At 73.7% G+C, this 19,233-nt stretch carries 16 protein-coding genes and 2 pseudogenes; 9 read left to right on the top strand and 9 right to left on the bottom strand.

Going from position 1 to position 19,233, the window contains the following annotated elements; genetic code table 11:
• Positions 1-49 precede the first annotated feature (49 nt).
• The 5 genes and pseudogenes from IE140_RS20415 to IE140_RS36075 all read right to left on the bottom strand — a co-directional run.
• Entirely contained in the window at positions 50-1,420 is a 1,371-nt protein-coding gene (locus tag IE140_RS20415; RefSeq protein WP_150195125.1) for a cryptochrome/photolyase family protein, read from the bottom strand.
• Positions 1,421-1,458: 38 nt separating this feature from the next.
• Complete coding sequence (locus IE140_RS20410; protein WP_109177982.1) at positions 1,459-2,211, bottom strand: anti-sigma factor; 753 nt, start codon at positions 2,209-2,211, stop codon at positions 1,459-1,461.
• Positions 2,208-2,792 (bottom strand): sigma-70 family RNA polymerase sigma factor, encoded by a 585-nt coding sequence (locus IE140_RS20405; protein ID WP_030712278.1) that lies wholly within the window; start codon positions 2,790-2,792, stop codon positions 2,208-2,210. Before IE140_RS20405 ends, IE140_RS20410 begins: the two co-directional genes overlap by 4 nt.
• A gap of 114 nt (positions 2,793-2,906) precedes the next feature.
• Positions 2,907-3,215 (bottom strand): annotated as a pseudogene (locus IE140_RS20400) (abscisic acid-deficient protein Aba4 family protein); the annotation flags it as partial.
• Positions 3,203-3,511: pseudogene (locus IE140_RS36075) on the bottom strand (hypothetical protein); the annotation flags it as partial. The pseudogenes IE140_RS20400 and IE140_RS36075, both read right to left, overlap by 13 nt.
• On the opposite strand from IE140_RS36075, the gene IE140_RS36625 reads away from it, so the two are divergent.
• The gene (locus tag IE140_RS36625; protein ID WP_373296180.1) at positions 3,395-4,237 is read left to right on the top strand and encodes a MerR family transcriptional regulator; all 843 of its coding nucleotides are present in this window, start codon (positions 3,395-3,397) and stop codon (positions 4,235-4,237) included. The pseudogene IE140_RS36075 and the gene IE140_RS36625 overlap by 117 nt on opposite strands.
• Before the next feature lie 94 nt (positions 4,238-4,331).
• On the opposite strand, the gene IE140_RS20390 is transcribed toward IE140_RS36625, so the two are convergent.
• Positions 4,332-5,183 (bottom strand): siderophore-interacting protein, encoded by an 852-nt coding sequence (locus IE140_RS20390; RefSeq protein ID WP_150197743.1) that lies wholly within the window; start codon positions 5,181-5,183, stop codon positions 4,332-4,334.
• 70 nt (positions 5,184-5,253) lie between these two features.
• The gene (locus tag IE140_RS20385; protein ID WP_093435897.1) at positions 5,254-6,162 is read right to left on the bottom strand and encodes a 5'-3' exonuclease; all 909 of its coding nucleotides are present in this window, start codon (positions 6,160-6,162) and stop codon (positions 5,254-5,256) included.
• Between the two features lie 260 nt (positions 6,163-6,422).
• Between IE140_RS20385 and IE140_RS20380 the strand changes: the two genes are divergently transcribed.
• The 4 genes from IE140_RS20380 (at position 6,423) to IE140_RS20365 (ending at position 11,637) form a co-directional block, all read left to right on the top strand.
• Complete coding sequence (locus tag IE140_RS20380; RefSeq protein ID WP_150197744.1) at positions 6,423-7,571, top strand: quaternary amine ABC transporter ATP-binding protein; 1,149 nt, start codon at positions 6,423-6,425, stop codon at positions 7,569-7,571.
• The gene (locus tag IE140_RS20375; RefSeq protein ID WP_150197745.1) at positions 7,564-10,185 is read left to right on the top strand and encodes an ABC transporter permease/substrate binding protein; all 2,622 of its coding nucleotides are present in this window, start codon (positions 7,564-7,566) and stop codon (positions 10,183-10,185) included. The genes IE140_RS20380 and IE140_RS20375 overlap by 8 nt, the downstream gene beginning before the upstream one ends.
• A 175-nt stretch (positions 10,186-10,360) precedes the next feature.
• Complete coding sequence (locus IE140_RS20370; RefSeq protein ID WP_006123345.1) at positions 10,361-10,906, top strand: helix-turn-helix domain-containing protein; 546 nt, start codon at positions 10,361-10,363, stop codon at positions 10,904-10,906.
• A 20-nt stretch (positions 10,907-10,926) separates the two neighbouring features.
• The gene (locus tag IE140_RS20365; protein ID WP_150198556.1) at positions 10,927-11,637 is read left to right on the top strand and encodes a helical backbone metal receptor; all 711 of its coding nucleotides are present in this window, start codon (positions 10,927-10,929) and stop codon (positions 11,635-11,637) included.
• Here the strand turns inward: IE140_RS20365 and IE140_RS20360 are convergent.
• Complete coding sequence (locus IE140_RS20360; RefSeq protein ID WP_150198552.1) at positions 11,576-12,772, bottom strand: TDT family transporter; 1,197 nt, start codon at positions 12,770-12,772, stop codon at positions 11,576-11,578. The genes IE140_RS20365 and IE140_RS20360 overlap by 62 nt on opposite strands.
• 70 nt (positions 12,773-12,842) lie before the next feature.
• On the opposite strand from IE140_RS20360, the gene IE140_RS20355 reads away from it, so the two are divergent.
• Together IE140_RS20355 and IE140_RS20350 are read left to right on the top strand one after the other, a co-directional pair.
• The gene (locus tag IE140_RS20355) at positions 12,843-13,778 is read left to right on the top strand and encodes a LysR family transcriptional regulator (RefSeq protein ID WP_032775585.1); all 936 of its coding nucleotides are present in this window, start codon (positions 12,843-12,845) and stop codon (positions 13,776-13,778) included.
• A 48-nt stretch (positions 13,779-13,826) separates the two neighbouring features.
• Entirely contained in the window at positions 13,827-14,882 is a 1,056-nt protein-coding gene (locus IE140_RS20350) for a DUF2510 domain-containing protein (RefSeq protein WP_189460595.1), read from the top strand.
• Positions 14,883-14,910: 28 nt separating this feature from the next.
• On the opposite strand, the gene IE140_RS20345 is transcribed toward IE140_RS20350, so the two are convergent.
• Positions 14,911-16,113, bottom strand: a complete 1,203-nt coding sequence (locus IE140_RS20345) for an amino acid deaminase/aldolase (protein ID WP_150198753.1) — start codon at positions 16,111-16,113, stop codon at positions 14,911-14,913.
• 1,038 nt (positions 16,114-17,151) lie between these two features.
• Between IE140_RS20345 and IE140_RS20340 the strand changes: the two genes are divergently transcribed.
• Both IE140_RS20340 and mycP read left to right on the top strand, forming a co-directional pair.
• Positions 17,152-18,021 (top strand): hypothetical protein, encoded by an 870-nt coding sequence (locus tag IE140_RS20340; RefSeq protein ID WP_150196982.1) that lies wholly within the window; start codon positions 17,152-17,154, stop codon positions 18,019-18,021.
• Positions 18,018-19,199, top strand: a complete 1,182-nt coding sequence (gene mycP / locus IE140_RS20335) for a type VII secretion-associated serine protease mycosin (RefSeq protein ID WP_150196981.1) — start codon at positions 18,018-18,020, stop codon at positions 19,197-19,199. The genes IE140_RS20340 and mycP overlap by 4 nt, the downstream gene beginning before the upstream one ends.
• The last annotated feature ends 34 nt before the right edge of the window (positions 19,200-19,233 follow it).

Below are 19,233 nucleotides of genomic sequence, written 5' to 3'. Positions count from 1 at the left end.
GCCTGTTCCGCGCGGCTGCGGAACAGGCCCCTTCCGGGTGGTCGTACGGTCAGTCCAGGCCGCGCGCGCGTTCGAAGCGGGACCGTGCCTCGGCCAGGTCCACCACCGGGTCGGGATAGTCGACGCCCGCCCGGTCCAGGCCCTCCAGCTTCCAGGGTTCGTGGATCGCGGGCCCCTCCACCTCGGCCAGCTCCGGCACCCACCGCCGTACGTAAGCGCCGTCCGGGTCGAAGCGCTTGCCCTGGATCACCGGGTTCAGGACCCGGTTGGGGCGGGTGTCGGTGCCGGTGCCCGCCACCCACTGCCAGTTGAGCTGGTTGTTCGCCACGTCCCCGTCGACCAGCAGGTCCAGGAAGTGCCGTGCGCCCACCCGCCAGTCCACGTACAGGGTCTTCGTGAGGAAGCTCGCGGCCAGCATCCGGCCCCGGTTGTGCATCCAGCCCTCGTGCGCGAGCTGCCGCATCGCCGCGTCCACCAGCGGATAGCCCGTGCGCCCGGACTTCCAGGCCTCGATCTCGTCCTCGTCGGAGCGCCACCGGTCGTGGCGCGGCCGGTAGTCGGACCAGGAGGCGTCGGGCCGGGCGGCGAGGACCTGGTGGTGGAAGTCGCGCCAGGCCAGCTGCCGCACGAAGGCCTCGCCGCCGGGGCCGCCCTTCTCCCGTGCCCGGTTGGCCAGTTCGGCGGCGGAGACCGTACCGAAGTGCAGATGCGGGGAGAGCCGGGACGTCGCGTCGCCGGCCAGATCGTCGTGGCCGTCCTCGTAGCCGGCCATGGGGCCGTGCAGCCAGGACGTCACCAGCTTGCGGCCCGCCTCCTCGCCGCCGCGCGCGAGGCCGGGGGAGAGGTTCTTGATCGTGTCCCGGTCCGGGAGCGCGTCGCCGGACACGCCGTCGGGCACCCGGACCGTGCGGGGAGCGGCCAGTGTGCCCCGTACTCCCTCCGCCTCCCAACGGCGGAAGTACGGGGTGAACACCGCGAAGTGGTCCTTGCCGCCCGTCGGGACCACCCGGCCCGGAGCGAGCGCGGTGACCACCGCGTCATGGACGCGCAGAGCGCAGCCGGTGCCCGCGAGGGCCTCCCGGACGCGCTCCTCGCGCTGTGCCGCGTACCCGCTGACCCCGGCGGCGATGTGCACGGAGTTGGCCCCGGTCTGCTCGACGACCCGTTTCACCTCGCGGGCGATCTCGCCCCGCCGCACGATCAGTCTGCCGTCGCGGTCACGGAGTCCGGCATCCAGATCCGCCAGACAGTCCGCGAGGAACGCCAGCCGGTTCGGCGCGTCGAACCCGGCCCGGTGGACGGCGTCGTCCCGCACGAACAGCGGGACGACCTCGTCCGCGTCCCCCAGGGCGGCACGCAGCACCGGATTGTCGTGCAGACGCAGGTCGGAGGTGAACAGCACCACCGCGACACTACTCATGGAACAGCGGCTCCCTTGCGGTACTCGGGGGTGGGACGTCAGGCGGTCGGGAAGTCCATCAGCGCCACCGGATCCGAGGTCGGTTCGGCGGAGCCGCCGGAGGGCTCGACCGTGATGCCCATCCCGGACGCCCGGTCCACGGGCCCGTCCAGCAGGACCGCGTCGTCGCTCGCCTTCGGGTCCATCAGACCGGCCGAGCGCATGGTGCCCTCGTCGTTGAACCAGATCTGGTAGACCTTGCCGCTCGGCGGCGGTGCCATGCCGGAGGCGAGGAACACCGCGCGGTTCTGGCTCTGCGAGACGACGACGGTGCCGCGAGCCCCACCCGTCAGCTCGCCCGACGAGGTCCTCGCGTCCGGGGCGGAGAGCACCTGCGCCAACTGCTCGTTCTGCCGCTGCGCCTGGTTCGCCTCCTGCCGCGCGTCCTGCGCCAGCTGGTTCTGCCAGACCGCGACCCCGCCGAACGCGGCGGCTGCCGCGACGCAGGCGGCGAGCGCGTAGGCGTACCACCGTCCGGTGCGGCCCCGGCCGCCGGTCCGCTCCCGCCTGCCGTGCGCCGGAGCCTCCTGGCGTACGGTCGTGATCTCCCGCAGCACCCTCTCGCGCAGCTCGCGCGGCGGGGTCTCGGCGACGGCAAGACCGAGCCGGGCGGCGGTGGCCGACAGCTCCCGCACCTCCTGGGCGCAGGCCTCGCAGTCCTCCAGATGCTGTTCGAACGCCCGCTGTTCGGACTCCGGCAGCGCATGCAGGGCGTAGGCCCCGGTCAGCGTGTGCAGTTCGGCCGTGCTCATGCGCTCACCCCCAGGCAGTCGCGCAGCCGGATGAGGCCGTCGCGGAGTCGTGTCTTGATGGTGCCGAGCGGCACGGAGAGGAGTTCGGAGACCTCACGGTAGGTCAGGCCCCGGTAGTAGGCGAGGGTCACCGACTCCCGTTGCAGCTCGGACAGGGTGCGCATACAGCGCCGTACCTGTTCTCTCTCCAGGCGGGTCTCGACCTGTTCGGACACCTCGTCGAAGGCGGGTGTCCGCTCCAGCAGCGCCGCCTTGTGCTCCCGGGCGGCGGCGGCCTCGGCGGAGCGGACCCGGTCCACGGCCCGGTGGTGGGCCAGGGTCAGCACCCAGTTCATCGCGCTGCCCCGGGAGGCCTGGAAGCGGGGCGCGGTGCGCCACACCTCCACCAGCACCTCCTGCGCCACCTCCTCCGACTGGGCCGGGTCGCGCAGAACGCTGCGCACCAGGCCGAGCACAGGCCCGCTCACCGCGTCGTACACCGAGGCGAACGCGTCCTGGTCGCCCCGCGCGACCCGCACCAGAAGCTCCTGGAGATCGGGACCTGGCGAGGGCACCCCACTGATGTGTACGGCTTCCTTCACGCGGGTTTCCTTCCGGGGGATCGTAGGTTCCGGAAATGATTCGGAGCCGGTGCCCGTGCGGATTGGTCGGGTGTCCGCGATCTTTCCAGACCGGGCCCCGGGAGGACGCGCGACTCAGCCGGGGACCGGTCCCCGACCCCGCAGACGGACGGCGCGGACGGCGAGGAAGAGCAGCAGCCCGAACGGCGCCGGCAGGATCGTCAGCACCAGCAGCGGGCCCATCAGCAGCGGCGAGAGCCCCAGCTTCCGGCTCTGGAGGAACATCCACCGGCCGAGCAGGAGATCCCAGGCGATCACCTGCGCCCAGAGGGCTCCCGCTCCGCCGGCCGGCGCCGCCAGATCGCGGAAGGTGTCGATGTCCGGGCTGCTCACCGCCGTCCAGAGCTCCGGGAAGACCGGGACCGCCAGGACGGTGTACACGGCGGCCGGCCCCGGAGCGCCTGCCAGGTGATGAGCGCGACGAGCGCCGCGTAACCACCGACGGCGACCCGGAGGAGGCACAGCCGCACCCCGGCGTCGCGCAGCGGAGCGAAGCGGGGTGCGAGCAGCACCAGAGCGATCAGGAGGAGCGGTATCAGCTGGAGCGCGTGCATCCCCACGAAGTGCGGGGCCCGCAGATCGCCGCCGGTCGTCGACCAGCCGGTCAGGGGCATGGGCGGGCCGCCGTCCGGTACGTCGGCGGCCTCTCGCTCGCCGCCATCGGCGAGGTCCTGCGGGCCATGGACGATCCCGGGCGGCCGGTGCACAAGGTGCTCGGGGCCGCGGCGGACCGCGTCACGCCGACCGGCGGGGAGACGGCGGGGCCCGAACTGGAGGACGCCCGGAGGGAGGTGGCCGAACTGCTGCGCCGGCGTGGCCGGCAGGCCGATGCGCGGGGCTCCGCCGCCGAATCGCCGGCGGGGGGCCTGTGCGCGCTGCACAGGGCCGGGCACGGCGGCTACATCGACCTGCTGGACGTCTACGCGGATGCAGCCGAGCCGGTCGCCCGCGCCGACCTCGACTACGCACAGCGGTGGGTGGCGCGCGAGGACCTGGCCGAGAGCGTGGTGGTGGGGACCGTCCTCGGCGAGGCGATGTTCGGCGCGTTGCGGAGGCTGGCGCCCGTCGATGTGTCGTACCTGCGCTTCGAGTCGCCGGAGTACCTGTCCGGGCCGGTCGAGCCGGTCGAGCCGGTCGAGCCGGGAGGCTGGGGGGGGCTCGGGGGGCTCCGGCGGCGGGGAGGTGGGCCCTGCGGGCGACTGAAGCCCGGGCCCGTCGGGCGCCCGGTCGCGCCTCTCGATCGAACGGACCCCGCCCGCCGCGATGTGCGGCGGACGGGGTCCGGGGTCTGCTCGTCGGGCAGCCAGGTGAGCTCGCGGTCAGGCAGCCGCAGACCCGAGGCGACCCGGCGGCCGAGAAGTTCGGCAGCCGGGCTGCGCGCCTGCGGTCGGGCCGGCCCGCGGTGAGGGCGCCAGGCGGCCCCGGCCGGGGACCCCGGCGGTCAGGCGACCCGGACGCCCCCGACGGGTCAGGCGCCCCGGGCGACCCGGCAAGCAGCCGCTACGCGGCCTGCGTGCCGCTCTCCTGCTCGCGTTCCACCTGCTCGTTCCACTCGCGCTTCACCGCGCGCCAGGCGTCGTCGTTCTGGCCGAGGCGCCAGTAGCCCGAGATCGACAGCTGCGGCAGCGGGATCTGCCGTTCCACGCGGAGATAGCGGCGGATCTCCTTCACGAAGCCCGCCTCCCCGTGCACGAACGCCTGGACCTCGCCCTCGGGGAAGTCCAGCCCCTTCACGGCGGCCGTCAGCAGCTCGCCGACGGGCCGGTCGCCGCGGTGCAGCCAGGTCACGGCCACCCCGTCGGGCGTCACGATCTTCTGCTCCTCCGAGGCGTCCGGCACCTCGACGAAGGCGTGCACCAGCGCGCCCACGGGCATCTGCTCCAGCGCCGCCGCGATCGCGGGCAGCGCGCTCTCGTCGCCGACCAGCAGATGCCAGTCCGCCGAGGCGTCGGGGCCGTAACCGCCGCCCGGGCCGAGGAAGGTCACCTGCTCACCCACGCGCGCCCGCTGGGCCCACGGTCCCGCCAGGCCCTCGTCGCCGTGCACGACGAAGTCGACGGCCATCTCCCGGGCGACCGGGTCCCACGAACGCACCGTGTACGTACGGGTGGTGGGCCACAGCTCGCGAGGGTAGGACTCCCGGATGGCCGCCATGTCGAACGGGTGCGCGTAGTCCGCGCCCTCGGGCGCGAAGCACAGCTTGATGTAGTGGTCGGTGAAGCCGGAGAGGGAGAAGTCCGCAAGCCCCTCGCCGCCGAGGACCACCCGCACCATGTGCGGGGTGATCTGCTCGGTGCGCACGACCTGCGCCCCCTGGGCCTTGGGTCCCTGCCGGGCCGGCCGCTCTGCCACGAGGTACTCCCTGGTTCGAAGACTTAGGTATGCCTAAGTTAACACCTCGGGCGGAGCCCCGGTCGACCCCTCAGCGCTGAAGGACGGTCAGCAGGCGCTGGATCGCCCCGCTCAGCCCCCACTGCTCCGCCAGCGCCTCCAGGGCGGCCGGGTCGCGGGGCTCGCGCGGCAGCGCCGGATCGAAGTCGGGCAGCGGGACATCCCCGGCCACCCGGACCACCTTCGGGGCGACGGCGACATAGGCGCGCGACTCGTCCAGCCGCTTGCGCTGCGACGGGGTCAGCTTCGCCTTCGGGTCGTCCACCGCCGCCATGATCCCGTCGAGATCGCCGTACGCGTCCAGCAGCTTCGCCGCCGTCTTCTCGCCGATGCCGGGGACGCCCGGGAGCCCGTCGCTCGGGTCGCCGCGCAGCAGGGCCAGATCGACGTACCCCGCGCCGTCCACGCCGTACTTCTCGCGCAGCCACGCCTCGTCGGTCACCTGGAGCGTGCCGACGCCCTTGAGTGGGTAGAGCACGCGCACCTGGCGGGCGTCGTCGACCAGCTGATACAGGTCGCGGTCGCCGGTGACGATGTCGACCGGTCCCCTCGCCCGCCCCGTGAGCGTGCCGATGATGTCGTCCGCCTCGTACGGCGTGACGCCGACGCGGGCGATCCCGAGCGCCGCCAGCACGTCCTCGATGATCGGGACCTGCGGCGACAGCGTGTCGGGGATCTCCTCCTCGTCCGTCTGCCCGGCGGGCGTCTCCTCGGCGACCCGGTGCGCCTTGTACGTCGGGATCAGGTCGACCCGCCACTGCGGACGCCAGTCGTTGTCCCAGCAGGCGACCAGCTCGTCCGGCCGGTGGTCGTGCACCAGGCGGCCGATGAAGTCGAGGAGGCCGCGCACGGCGTTCACGGGCGTCCCGTCCGGCGCGCGCACCGAATCGGGCACCCCGAAGTAGGCGCGGAAGTAAAGGGAGGCGGTGTCGAGGAGCATCAGGCGTCGCGTCACAGACCCGATGATGCCCCACGGCGCCGACAGTCGCTCAAAGTAACCGCTTACCCGCGCTCCGTCGCAGGTCAGTGACGTGGGTCACGGTCGCGTTTGGGCCGCGTAAGTGCGGGCAGGCGCGCCACCGGAGCGGACCACGTCGCATTTTCAACTAATGCATGTGCCACGCGGACAGAGCCCGCATCGCTCCACGGTCTGCCGGAGGGGGTGGCAGACCGTTTTTCGGTTCAACGCGTGAGGTGTATGTGTCCAGGCTGCAAGCCGAGCACTTGTACAAAGTGTTCGGCAGACGACCCGATGAAGCCGTGCGGAAGCTGGAGAGCGGTGCGGACCGCGACGAGCTGCGCGCCGAAGGAACGACCGCAGCGGTGATCGACGCCTCGTTCACCGTCGAGCCGGGCCAGATCTTCGTCGTCATGGGGTTGTCCGGCTCGGGCAAGTCCACCCTGCTGCGGATGCTCAACGGCCTCCTCGACCCCACCGCGGGCCGGGTGCTCTTCGACGGCCAGGACCTGACCGCCCTGAGCCCCCGCGAGCTGCGCCACGTCCGCTCCACCAAGATCAGCATGGTGTTCCAGCACTTCGCGCTCTTCCCCCACCGGAGCGTCCTGGAGAACGCCGCGTACGGCCTGGAGGTCCAGGGCGTCTCGCGCGAGGAGCGCGAGGTGCGCGCCGCCGAGGCGCTGCGGCTCACCGGCCTCGAAGGCTGGGAGAAGTCCTGGCCCGACGAGCTGTCCGGCGGTATGCAGCAGCGCGTGGGCCTCGCCCGCGCCCTGGCCACCGACGCCGACCTGCTGCTCATGGACGAGTCCTTCAGCGCCCTCGACCCGCTGATCCGCCGTGACATGCAGGACCAGCTCCTGGAGCTCCAGAAGCGTCTGAAGAAGACCATCGTCTTCATCACCCACGACCTCAACGAGGCCATGCGGCTCGGCGACCGGATCGCCGTCATGCGCGACGGGAAGATCGTCCAGCTCGGCAGCGCCGAGGACATCCTCGTCACCCCGGCCAACGACTACGTCGCCTCCTTCACCCAGGACGTCGACCGCTCCCGGGTGCTCACCGCAAGCGCGATCATGGCCGAGCCGCACACCGTGATGGGAGGCAAGGCCGCGGACGGCACCGAGCTGCGCACCCCGCAGGACGTGCTCGCCGCCGCCCCCGCCACGGTCGCCGAGTCCACCCCGATCATCGACCTGTTCACGCCCTGCGCGCAGAGCCCGGACCCGGTCGCCGTCACCGACGCCAAGGGCAAGCTCGTCGGCGTCGTCCCCAGCTCCCGGCTGCTCGCCGTCCTCGGCGAGCCGATGACCCCGGCCGAGGCGCCCCGCGACTCCGAACCCGCGGCCGCGGCCGCGGCAGGTGCCGACGTGAAGAAGGTGGCCGGTGTTTAGGCTCCCCCTCGGCGAATGGGTCGACTCCGCGGTCGACTGGCTGCAGACCCACCTCGTCTGGCTCTTCGACGCCATCAGCTCGATCGTCAGCGGCATGTTCGACGGCATAGCCGCCGTCCTGTCCGCCCCCGCACCCCTGCTGTTCGCGGGCATCGTCGCCGTCATCGCCTGGTGGCTGCGCGGCCTGTCCGCCGCCCTGCTCACCTTCGTCGGATTCGCCCTCATCGACTCCGTCGAACTGTGGGACGAGGCGATGGACACCCTCACCCTGGTGCTCGTCGCGACCCTCGTCACCCTGGTCATCGCCGTACCGCTGGGCATCTGGGCCTCCCGGTCCAAGACGGTCAGCGCGGTGGTCCGCCCGGTCCTGGACTTCATGCAGACCATGCCCGCCATGGTCTACCTGATCCCCGGCGTCATCTTCTTCGGCGTCGGCGTGGTCCCCGGCATCATCGCCACGATCATCTTCGCGCTGCCCCCGGGCGTCCGGATGACCGAGCTCGGCATCCGCCAGGTCGACGGTGAACTCGTCGAGGCTGCCGAGGCCTTCGGCACCACCTCGCGCAACACCCTGCTGCGCGTCCAGCTGCCCCTCGCGCTGCCCACGATCATGGCCGGTATCAACCAGGTCATCATGCTCGGCCTGTCCATGGTCGTCATCGCGGGCATGGTCGGCGGCGGCGGCCTCGGCGGCTCCGTCTACCGTGCCATCGGCAACGTCGACGTCGGCCTCGGCTTCGAGGCGGGCATCTCCATCGTCATCCTCGCCATGTACCTGGACCGGATGACCGGCGCCCTCGGCACCGTGGTCTCCCCGCTGGGCCGCCGCGCGGTCGTCAAGGCCCGCGCCATGGCCGAGGGCTGGAAGATCTGGACCTACCGCCCCCAGCCCGTGGTCGCGGTCGCCGCCATCGTCGCCCTCGCCCTCGTCGCGGGTGGCATGAGCGTCTTCGGCGGCTCCAAGGACGACACCGCCGGCAAGACCGCGCAGATCGGCGACGGCAAGAAGATCAGCATCGGCTACATCCCGTGGGACGAGGGCATTGCCTCCACGTTCCTCTGGAAGGAGATGCTGGAGCAGCGCGGCTTCGAGGTCGACGTCAAGCAGTACGAGGCCGGCGCGCTGTACACCGGCATGGCCAACGGGCAGATCGACTTCCAGACCGACTCCTGGCTGCCGGTCACCCACGCCAGCTACTGGAAGAAGTACCAGGACCGCCTGGAGGACATGGGCTCCTGGTACGCCCCCACCTCGCTGGAACTGGCCGTCCCGGCGTACATGAAGGACATCAAGTCCATGGAGGACCTGAAGGGCCGGGCCTCCGAGTTCAAGGGCCGCATCGTCGGCATCGAGCCGAGCGCCGGCGAGATGGGCCTGCTCAAGGACAAGCTCCTGCCGGGCTACGGCCTGGACAAGGAGTACAAGCTCATCGACGGCTCCACGCCGTCCATGCTGGCCGAGCTGAAGCGCGCGTACGCCAAGAAGGAACCGATCGTCGTTCCGCTCTGGTCGCCGCACTGGGCGTACAACGACTTCGACCTCACCAAGCTCAAGGACCCCAAGGGCCTGTGGGGCAAGGGCGACGGCATCCACACCCTGGCACGCAAGGGCTTCTCGCAGGAGAACCCCGAGGTCGCCAAGTGGCTGAAGAGCTTCAAGATGACCGAGAAGCAGCTCACCAGCCTGGAGGCCGAGATCCAGAAGGCCGGCTCCGGCAAGGAGCAGGAAGCCGTCCGCACCTGGCTGAAGGCCAACCCGGGCGTCGCCGACAAGTGGTCCCCGGTCCCGAAGGACGCCAAGGCCGCCGGCGGCAAGGACGAGCGTGACCGCGCGCTGGAGGTCGCCTGGTTCCCCTGGGAGGAGGACATCGCCGCCACGTACCTGTGGAAGGCGGTCCTGGAGGAGCGCGGCTACACGATCAACCTCAAGCAGTTCGAGGTCGGCCCGATGTACGCCGCGATGTCGCGCGGCCAGATCGACGTCCAGTTCGACGGCTGGCTGCCGTACACCCAGAAGAACTACTGGGACAAGTACGGCGACAAGCTGACGGACCTCGGCTCCTGGTACGGGCCGACCTCCATCGAGGTCGCCGTCCCCGACTACGTCAAGGACGTCAAGACCCTCGACGACCTCAAGGGCAAGGGCTCCGACTTCAAGGGCCGGATCGTCGGCATCGAGCCCGGCACCGCCACCATGGAGAACCTCAAGAAGAACGTCCTGCCGAGTTACGGCCTGGACAAGGAGTACGAGGTCGTCGACTCCTCCACGCCCGGCATGCTGGCCGAGCTGAAGCGCGCGTACGCCAAGAAGGAGCCCATCGCCGTCCTGCTGTGGACCCCGCACTGGGCGTACAACGAGTACGGCATGACCAAGCTGAAGGACCCCGAGAAGGCGTTCGGTGAAGGCGACCGGCTACATACCATCGCCTCCAAGGAGTTCCCGGAGCAGTACCCGCAGCTGACGAAGTGGTTCAAGGACTTCAAGCTCACCGAGAAGCAGCTCGGCGGCCTGGAGAACGAGATCCAGAAGCGCGGCGCGGGCCACGAGGAGGAAGCCGTGAAGGCTTGGATGGACGACAACCCGGGCATCGCGGACACCATGGCGCCCCAGTAGGGCCCACGGGCCCGACGGGCACCGAGAACACAGGCAGGAAAAGGGGTGGCCCCGCCTTCGGGCGGGGCCACCCCTTTCCGGCTGCCCGCAGGTCGTTTTCCGGACGTCGTGCGCAACCATGTGCGTAAGGTGCTGGCAACCGCGAGGATGGGCGGGTGCGGGAGGGAGCTCGGAGATGGACGACAAGGACACACCGCGGGTGGGCGCCGCGGTCCGGCGTCGACGACGGACCCTCGGCCTCACGCTGGCCGCGGTCGCCGAGCGCAGCGGGCTCTCCGTGCCCTTCCTCAGCCAGATCGAGAACGAACGGGCCCGCCCCAGCGCCCGCTCCCTCGACCGCGTCGCCGAAGCGCTGGAGACCACCACCAAGAAGCTCCACGCCGCCGCCGACTCCGCCCGCGCCGTGGACGTCGTCCGGGGCGAGGAGGGCGAGGGCGTACGCCGCCTGGTGCGCGGCCGCCACCAGCTCAGCGCCCTGGAGTTCTCCGGCGAACCGGATCTCGGCCGCGAGTTCCAGCACCGCAACGACGAGCTGATGTACGTCGTCGCGGGCGCCGTCGACGTCGAGGCGGAGGGCCAGGTGCACCGGCTGGAGAGCGGCGACACCCTGTTCCTCTCCGGCGGGGTCCGCCACCGCTGGCGCGCCACCGTGCCCGACACCAGGCTCCTCGTCGTCTCGGTGGCCGAGCACATCGACGCCACCTTCGACTCGCGCCGCTGAGACCGGGAGCCCAGGTGCCCGTGCGCGTCGTCTCCCTGGTCCCCTCGCTCACCGAGGCCGTGGCCCGCACCGCACCCGGGCTGCTCGTCGGCGTCACCGACTGGTGCACCCACCCGGCGGACCTCACGGCCGACCGGATCGGCGGCACGAAGAACCCCGACGTGGCCGCGATCGCCGCCCTCGCCCCCGACCTCGTGATCGCCAACGAGGAGGAGAACCGGGCCCCCGACCTCGACGCGCTCCGGGCCGCCGGGCTCGACGTCCTGGTCACCGAGGTCCGCACCCTGGACCAGGCCCTCGCCGAACTCCACCGCGTCCTCGTCGACGGCTGCGGGCTTACCCGGCCCGCGTGGCTGGACGAGGCGGAGGCCGCCTGGGCCGCCCTGCCCGCGCCCCCGGAGAACCCCCGCCCCGCCGTCGTACCGATCTGGCGCAGGCCCTGGATGGTGCTCGGCCACGACACCTTCGCCGGGGACCTCCTCGCCCGCCTCGGTGTCCGCAACGTGTACGCCGGCCACCCCGAGCGCTACCCGCGCATCCCGCTCGACGAGCTGAACGCCTCCGGGGCCGAGCTGGTCGTGCTGCCCGACGAGCCCTACCACTTCACCGCCGACGACGGGCCCGAGGCCTTCCCCGCCCTGCCCGCCGCACTCGTCGACGGGCGGCTGCTCACCTGGTACGGGCCGTCGCTGGCCGAGGCGGCACGGGTGCTGCCGTCAACGCTCCGCTGACCACCCCGCGCACCGTCCGCGCCCCGGCCGCCGCCCACGCCACGACCAGGAACACGTACAGCGCCACCGCGAGCCAGGTCAGCGCGTCCAGACCGGTGTGCCGCGCCAGACCCGCCGCCCCCGTCACACACGTACCGACGGGGAAGGTGAACGCCCACCACGTCATCGCGAAGCCCATCCCGTCCCGCACGGCCCGCACCACCATCGCGGCCGCCAGGGCCAGCCACAGCAGCGCGAAGCCCATCACCGGCACCCCGTACAGCACGGCGAACGCGCCGAACGCGGAGGCGTAGGGGGCCGCCACCGCCCCCGGGGCGACATCGGCCAGCTGGTTGACGGCGGTCGTCGACTGGCCGAGCGGCCCCAGCACCAGAAACAGCGTCGGGGTCAGCGCGAGCGGCAGCGGACCGTGGTGGACCAGCCGCGAGAAGACCAGCGGCAGCACCACCAGCGTCGCCAGCAGCGAAAGACCGAACATCGCGTAGCAGGCCAGCAGCAGCGCCTCACGCCCCTGCCCGGATCCGAGGTGCGGCACCAGCAGCGCCCCCTGCGAGGCCGACACCATCGGGGCGACCAGCGGCAGCAGCCAGACCGGCGACGCGGTCCCGGGCGCGGGACGGTGGCGTACGACCATCAGGTACGGCACCACGACGGCCGCCGCCAGCCCCACCGCCGTACCCACCGAGAACAGCACCACGTCCACCGCGAGCGCCGCCCGAGCGCCCACCACGTCCACGCCCACCGTCAGGGTGGCCCCGCCGACGGCCATCAGCGCCATCGCCAGACAGCCGTAGAACGGGGCGACCGCCGGGTCCAGCAGATGGGCGCGGGCCTGGTCCCGGTGGTGGATCCAGTGCCCGGTCCGCGCGGCGAGGACGGCCAGGAGCAGCACGGCCGACAGCGCCCACACGACGGTGATCGCGGCCCGCAGACCGGGGACGTCGACGGGGAGCGCGGCCCCGGCGCCCGCGACGATCGCGGTGCCCATCACGCTCGCGTACCAGTTCGGGCCGATGTGCCGCAGGGACGGCAGCCGCGTCGCGTCACCGGACGCCCCCGACGCCGTCGCCGGACGGGTCGCCGACGCGGCGGAGGGAGGCGGAACGGGGGTACGGGTCTGCGGAAAGATGGCCATGCCACGATTCTTGACGGAGGGGCCCGGGCCCACCAGGGACCCCGTTCCTATGAGGTCATAAGCTGGCTTGATGACCGGCGACGACGCGCACACCCCCCACATCCCCCTCGCCCACCGGGTCCCCGACCTCGGGGCGCTGGAACTGCTGCTCGCCGTCGCCCGCCACGGCAGCCTCGGCCGGGCCGCCCGGGACGTCGGCATCACCCAGCCCGCCGCCTCCAGCCGCGTCCGGTCCATGGAGCGGCAGCTCGGCGTCACCCTGCTGGACCGTTCCCCGCGCGGCTCCCGGCTCACCGACGCGGGCGCGCTGGTCACCGACTGGGCGCGCCGGGTCGTCGAGGCGGCCGAGGCCTTCGACGCGGGCACGCAGGCGCTGCGCGACCGCCGCGACTCCCGGCTGCGGGTCGCCGCCAGCATGACGATCGCCGAGTACCTGCTGCCGGGCTGGCTGATCGCCCTGCGCGGGGAGCGCCCGGACACCGCGGTCTCGCTCCTCGTCGGCAACTCGGCGGCCGTCGCCCGCCGCCTGGTCACCGGGGAGGCCGACCTCGGCTTCGTCGAGGGCCTGTCGATACCGGAGGGCCTCGACGGCACCGTCATCGCCCACGACCGTCTCGTCGTCGTGGTCGCCCCCACCCACCCCTGGGCCCGCCGGCGCACCCCGCTGCTGCCCGGCGAACTCGCCGCCACCCCGCTGATCCTGCGCGAACACGGCTCCGGCACCCGCCAGGTCCTGGACGCCGCGCTCGCCGTGCACGGCGGTCTGGCCCAGCCGCTGCTGGAACTCTCCTCCACCACGGCGGTCAAGGGCGCGGCCGAGAGCGGGGCGGGCCCCTGCGTCCTGAGCGAACTGGCCCTGGGCGAGGAGCTGTCCGCCCGCCGCCTCGTCAAGGTCCCGGTCGCGGGCGTACGGCTGCGCCGCCAGCTGCGCGCCGTCTGGCCCGGCGGTCACCGCCCCACCGGTCCCGCCCGCGATCTGCTGTCCCTGACCGGCCGCGGCGCCTGAACCGTGGACTCCCGTGACCGTGTCGGAGGCGGACTTTAGAGTGTGGGCATGAGCTATGCGACGCCGCCCGGCTGGTATCCGGACACGGGCACACCCGGCCTGGAGCGCTGGTGGGACGGCACGGCCTGGACCGCGCACACCCGCCCGTCCGCCGCCGGCCCGGCCGCATCGCACCAGCCGCCCGCACCGGCGGACCCCGGCCCGGCGCAGTCCGGCCCGGCCGGGTTCGGTCCGGCGGATCCCGGCCCGGGGAGCTTCGGTCCGGCGGAGGCGGCCCCTGCGGGGTTCGGACCGCCGTCGCTCCCGCTCCCGCACCAACGCGGCCCGCACGACGGATCCGGGGGCGGCAACCGTACGAGAATCCTGGCGATCACGCTCTCCGGAGTGCTGGTCCTGGGCGCGGCCGTCACCGGCGTGATCCTCCTGGGCCGCGACGACGGCGGTACGCCGGCCGCCCGGACGACGACCACCTCGGCCCCGGCCCCCGTCACGACCCCCACGGCCACCCCCACGACCTCCGACGAGCCCGACCCCGACGAGAACCCGGCCGTTCTCGTCGACCAGCTCAACGGGGTCACGGTGCCGGTGCCCGAGGGCTGGGAGAAGCCGAGGAGCAGCTCCTCCGACGTCCCCACCATCCGCACGGTCCAGTCCTACGACTGCCCCGGCGGCTCGTCGTTCTGCTACCACGGCACGGTCACCACCCACACCGCCCGGAGCGCCGAGACCGACCCCAAGGCCCTGGCCGAGGCCGACATCACCACCGCCGCCGACCTCGCCTACGAGGAGGACAGCCTCGGCCGCCGCAACCACGGCGGCATCACCTCGCACAAGGTCCTCAGGGCCGAGCAGCTGTCCGTCGCCGGACGCGTCGGCTACCTGGTGCGCTGGCAGGTCACCACCGGCAAGGGGCCCGGCGGATACGTGCAGTCCGTCGCCTTCCCCTCGTCCGTGGGCAGTGGCACCCCGGTGATCGTCCGGCTCGTCTTCGACGCGGACGTCGCCGAGCTGCCGCTCTCGCTGATGGACACGATCACCCGGGGTGTCCGCCCCCTGGGCGACGACGGGACGAGCGGCGGCGTGGGCGCGTCGATCAGCCCCTGACCGGGCGCCGGGGCCGGAGCAGGCCCGGTCAGAGGAAGGTCCGCCCCTCGCCCCGGTACGTCGGAACGCTCGCCGTGACCCGGTCGCCCTCGACCAGGTGCAGCGTGTCGAAGCGCTCGCACAGTTCCCCGGCCTTCGCGTGCCGGAACCACACCTTGTCGCCGATCAGCAGATCGTCGGCGGGGGAGCCCAGCAGCGGCGTCTGCACCTCGCCCGCGCCCTCCTGCGGGTCGTAGCGCAGCCCCTCCGGCAGATACGGCACCGGCGAGCGGTCCGCGCCGGCCGCACCGGACGCCGGGTAGCCGCCCCCGAGCACCGTCACCACGCCCACCCCGGGCCGGCGCACCACGGGCTGCGCGAACAGGGCCGCCGGCCGGGCGGTGAACGACGTGTAGTTGTCGAACAGCCGGGGCACGTACAGCCCCGAACCGGCGGCGATCTCCGTCACCGCGCGCTCGGCCGCCGTGTGCTGCACGCTGCCCGTGCCGCCGCCGTTCACGAACTCCAGCTCCGGCGCGACCGCCCGGACCGCCCGCACCACCTCGGCCCGGCGCACCGCCAGCTCCTTGCGTGCGGCGGTCTGCATCAGCCGGATCGCCCGGGACCGCAGCGGCCGCCCGGCGACCGCGTCCCCGACCCCGGCGACATGGCCCTCGTACGCCATCAGACCCACCAGCCGGAAGCCCGGCCTGCGCGCCACCGAGCGGGCCAGCTCGGCGAGCTGGGCGGGGGAGCGCAGCGGCGAACGCAGCGCCCCGATCCGCACCCGGCCGCCCAGCATCCGCAGCGAGGTGTCCAGCTCCAGGCAGACCCGGATCTCCTCGCGCCCACCGGCCCGGGAGGCGTCGATCAGCTCCAGCTGGGAGTGGTCGTCCACCATCACGGTCACGGCCGCGGCCAGCTTCGGATCGGCGGCCAGCTCGGCGAAGGCGCCCCGGTCGGCCGACGGATAGGCGAGCAGGACATCCTCGAACCCGGCCCGCGCCAGCCACAGCGACTCCGCCAGCGTGTACGACATGATCCCGGCGAACCCGGGCCGCGCGAGCACCCGCTCCAGCAGGGCCCGGCACCGCACCGACTTGCTCGCCACCCGGACCGGCTTCCCCGCCGCCCGCCGCACCAGATCGTCGGCGTTGGCGTCGAACGCCTCCAGATCCACGATCGCGATCGGGGCGTCGAGATGGGCGGTGGCCCGGTTGTAGCGGGTCCGGTCAGCGGCGCGGGCAGTCATGGCCGCAGCTTGCCAGAGAGCCGCTACGGCTGGGTAGGGGGACGATCGGGACAGATCCTCCACCCGCCCGGGAGTCCCGTTCCCCGCGGCCCGCCCGCAGCCCGTAGAGTGACCTGCACGCGAGCACCAACGGGCCTGTCACCGGCGGTGATCCGTGGTCGGTACGAGGATGTGTCAGCAGGGGGCCGGATGAGTACCGAAGCGCAGCGCGCTCCCGTCCCGCCCCGCCCGACCACCCCGCCCGCACCCCCGTCGGCGAAGCCCCCGACACCGCCCCGGCCCGGCACACCCCCGGCGGCGTCGGCCCCGGTGCCCCCGGGCCCCGCCCCGTCGGCCCCTCCGGTTTCCGCGACCTCGGCCCCGTCGGTTCCCGCTTCCGCACCCCCTGCCGGTTCGGTTCCGCAGGGAACGTCCGCGTCGGCGGCCCCGGCCCGGCGGCCCTCGCCCCCCGGCCCGACGACCTCGGCAGGGCCGGCCCGCCCGTCGGCCTCCGCCCCGGAGGCTCCCACCGCGCCGCCCGCCCCGTCGGCCGCATCGGACCGATCCGGCCCACCGGCGGCCTTCACCCAGCAGGGCGCATCGCGCCGACAGGCGGCTCCCACGCCCGCCACGCCCGCCGCACGCCCCGCGCAGAGCCCGGCGCCCGCCGAGAGCCCCGCATCCTCCGCGCGTACCGCGAACCCGGAGCCCGCGACGCGCCCCGGCCCGCCTGCCGCGCACCTCGGCCCGCCTGCCGCGCACCCCGGCCCGCCCGTGACGGGCTCGACGCGCCCCGGCCCGCCTGCCGCGCGCCCGGCTCCCTCCGCGAGCCCCGCGCACCCCGCCCGCCAGGTCCCGCCCTCCCAGAGGCCCGCGCCCCCGCAGGCCCCCCAGAGCCCGGCGCCCGCCGAGAGCCCCGCACAGGCCCCCGCAAGCCCGGCGCCCGTGCCGCCCGCCGCAAGCCCCGCGCCCCGCGCCCCGCCCGCCACCGGCCCCACGCCCCAGGGCACCCCCATCCCGCCCCCCGTAACCCGCCGCAGGCCCGTCGGAGCCGTTGATCTGACGCCCGCGCCGGGGGCCGTTCCGCCGCCTCCGGGTGGCTACCGGACGCCCGTCCACCACGGCTTCCCGGAGACCGCCGTCGAGACCACCACCCGGCTGCGCCCCGTCCGGCCCCGGCAGCGGTGGCGCACGGCGGCGGCAGCCGCCTGTGTCGTGCTCGGCCTCGGGCTCATCGGCGGGGCCGCCACCGGCGCCTGGCTGACCGGCGACTCCTCGGCCGGGACCGCCAGGAGCCCGTACACCGCCGCCCGTGCCGCCTGGCACAGCGTCCCCGTCGACACGCTGTTCCCGCGCACCCTGAAGGGCCGGGGCGCGGGCCCCGGCGGCACCCACCGCACCTGGACCCGGGTCGCCGTCGCCGCCGACAGCACCTGCAAGGACGGCCTCGACCCGCTGCTCCTCACCACGCTCCGGTCCGTCGGCTGCGAGCGGCTGGTGCGCGCCACGTACACCGACGCCACCCGCTCCGCCGTCACCACCGTCGGCCTCGTCTTCACGGAGGCCGACGCCTCCGGCATGCAGGCCCTGCGCACCCGGTTCACCGAGCAGAGGCTCGGTGCGCGCAAGGACCTGATGCCCCGCACATACGCCCCCGAGGGCACCTCCGCGGCCTCCTTCGGCGACAAGCAGCGCGCCAGCTGGACGGTCAACCCGCTCACAGAGATCCCGGTCGTCGTCCTCGCCGTCTCCGGCTTCGCGGACGGCCGCGCCGTCGCCGAACCGCAGCCCGCCTCCGACGCCATGGCCTCCGGCGCCGAGACGGACATCGCCCAGGCCGGGCTCGGCCACGAGGCGAAGGGCGTCGCGGACCGCGTGGAGCGCGGACTGCGCACAGCCGTCGCCGACCTCACGGAGCAGCCCGGATGACCCGACGACCCCGCCGCGCCCTCGCCGCGGTCTGCGCCGCCGCCGTCCTCTCCCTCACCCCCGCCGCGCCCGCCCACGCCGACGCCATCCGCGACCAGCAGTGGGCCCTGGACGCCCTGCACACGGACCGGGCCTGGCAGACCACCCGCGGTGACGGCATCACCGTCGCCGTCCTGGACACCGGGGTCGACGACGCCCACCCCGACCTCACCGGCCAGGTGCTCCCCGGCAAGGACCTCGTCGGCTTCGGCGCCGCCCGCGGCGACTCCTCCTGGGCCCTGCACGGCACCGCGATGGCCGGCATCATCGCCGGACACGGCAACGGCCCCGGCCGTACCGACGGCATCCTCGGCATCGCCCCCGAGGCCCGGATCCTGCCGGTCCGGGTCATCCTCGAATCCAAGGACCCGGCCCGCGCCAAGGCCCGCAAGACCCGGGGCGCCGCCCTCGCCGACGGCATCCGGTGGGCCGCCGACAACGGCGCCGACGTCATCAACCTCTCCCTGGGCGACGACAGCAAGTCCGCCCACCCCGACCCCGGCGAGGACGCGGCCATCCAGTACGCCCTGTCCAAGGGCGTCCCGGTCGTCGCGTCGGCGGGCAACGGCGGCGAGAAGGGGGACCGGATCTCCTACCCCGCCGCCTACCCGGGGGTGATCGCGGTCGCCGCCGTCGACGAGTACGGCACCCACGCCTCGTTCTCCACCCGCCGCTGGTACGCCACCGTCAGCGCCCCCGGCGTGGACATCGTGGTCGCCAACCCGGACGGGCACTACTACATCGAGTGGGGCACCTCCGCCGCCGCCGCGTTCGTCTCCGGCTCGGTCGCCCTGGTCCGGGCCGCCCACCCCGGCCTCTCCCCGGCCCAGATCAAGAAGCTCCTCGCCGACACCGCCCGCGACGCCCCCGCCCAGGGCCGCGACGACGCCCGCGGCTACGGCATCGTCGACCCGGCGGAGGCCATCGAGGCGGGCGCCCGGCTGCGCCCGGCGGACCTGGACGCCAAGGCCGCCCCGGCCGGGCACCGGGGGCGGTACTTCGGTGCGGGCCCGACCCCGCCCCGTACCGCCGACGGGACGGCCAACTGGGCAGCCCCGCTCGCCGGCGGCCTCGGCGCGGCGCTGCTGGCGGTCGCCGTCGTCCTGTGGCGCGGCCGGAACGCCCCCGCCCGCCGCTGAGCACGCTCACTCCTTCGGCGTACGCCGAGCCCGT

This window comes from Streptomyces parvus, from assembly GCF_014648875.1.
GTDB lineage: Bacteria > Actinomycetota > Actinomycetes > Streptomycetales > Streptomycetaceae > Streptomyces > Streptomyces parvus.
The sequence above is the reverse complement of the archived record's forward strand: the minus strand, read 5'-3'. Positions and strand labels throughout refer to the sequence as shown.

Bases quoted from the DNA above. Each gene is read 5' to 3' on its own strand.
- IE140_RS20415 (WP_150195125.1), bottom strand. From the start codon at position 1,420: ATGAGTAGTGTCGCGGTGGTGCTGTTCACCTCCGACCTGCGTCTGCAC.
- IE140_RS20410 (WP_109177982.1), bottom strand. From the start codon at position 2,211: ATGAGCACGGCCGAACTGCACACGCTGACCGGGGCCTACGCCCTGCAT.
- IE140_RS20385 (WP_093435897.1), bottom strand. From the start codon at position 6,162: ATGCTCCTCGACACCGCCTCCCTTTACTTCCGCGCCTACTTCGGGGTG.
- IE140_RS20370 (WP_006123345.1), top strand. From the start codon at position 10,361: ATGGACGACAAGGACACACCGCGGGTGGGCGCCGCGGTCCGGCGTCGA.
- IE140_RS20360 (WP_150198552.1), bottom strand. From the start codon at position 12,772: ATGGCCATCTTTCCGCAGACCCGTACCCCCGTTCCGCCTCCCTCCGCC.
- IE140_RS20355 (WP_032775585.1), top strand. From the start codon at position 12,843: ATGACCGGCGACGACGCGCACACCCCCCACATCCCCCTCGCCCACCGG.
- IE140_RS20350 (WP_189460595.1), top strand. From the start codon at position 13,827: ATGAGCTATGCGACGCCGCCCGGCTGGTATCCGGACACGGGCACACCC.
- IE140_RS20345 (WP_150198753.1), bottom strand. From the start codon at position 16,113: ATGACTGCCCGCGCCGCTGACCGGACCCGCTACAACCGGGCCACCGCC.
- mycP (WP_150196981.1), top strand. From the start codon at position 18,018: ATGACCCGACGACCCCGCCGCGCCCTCGCCGCGGTCTGCGCCGCCGCC.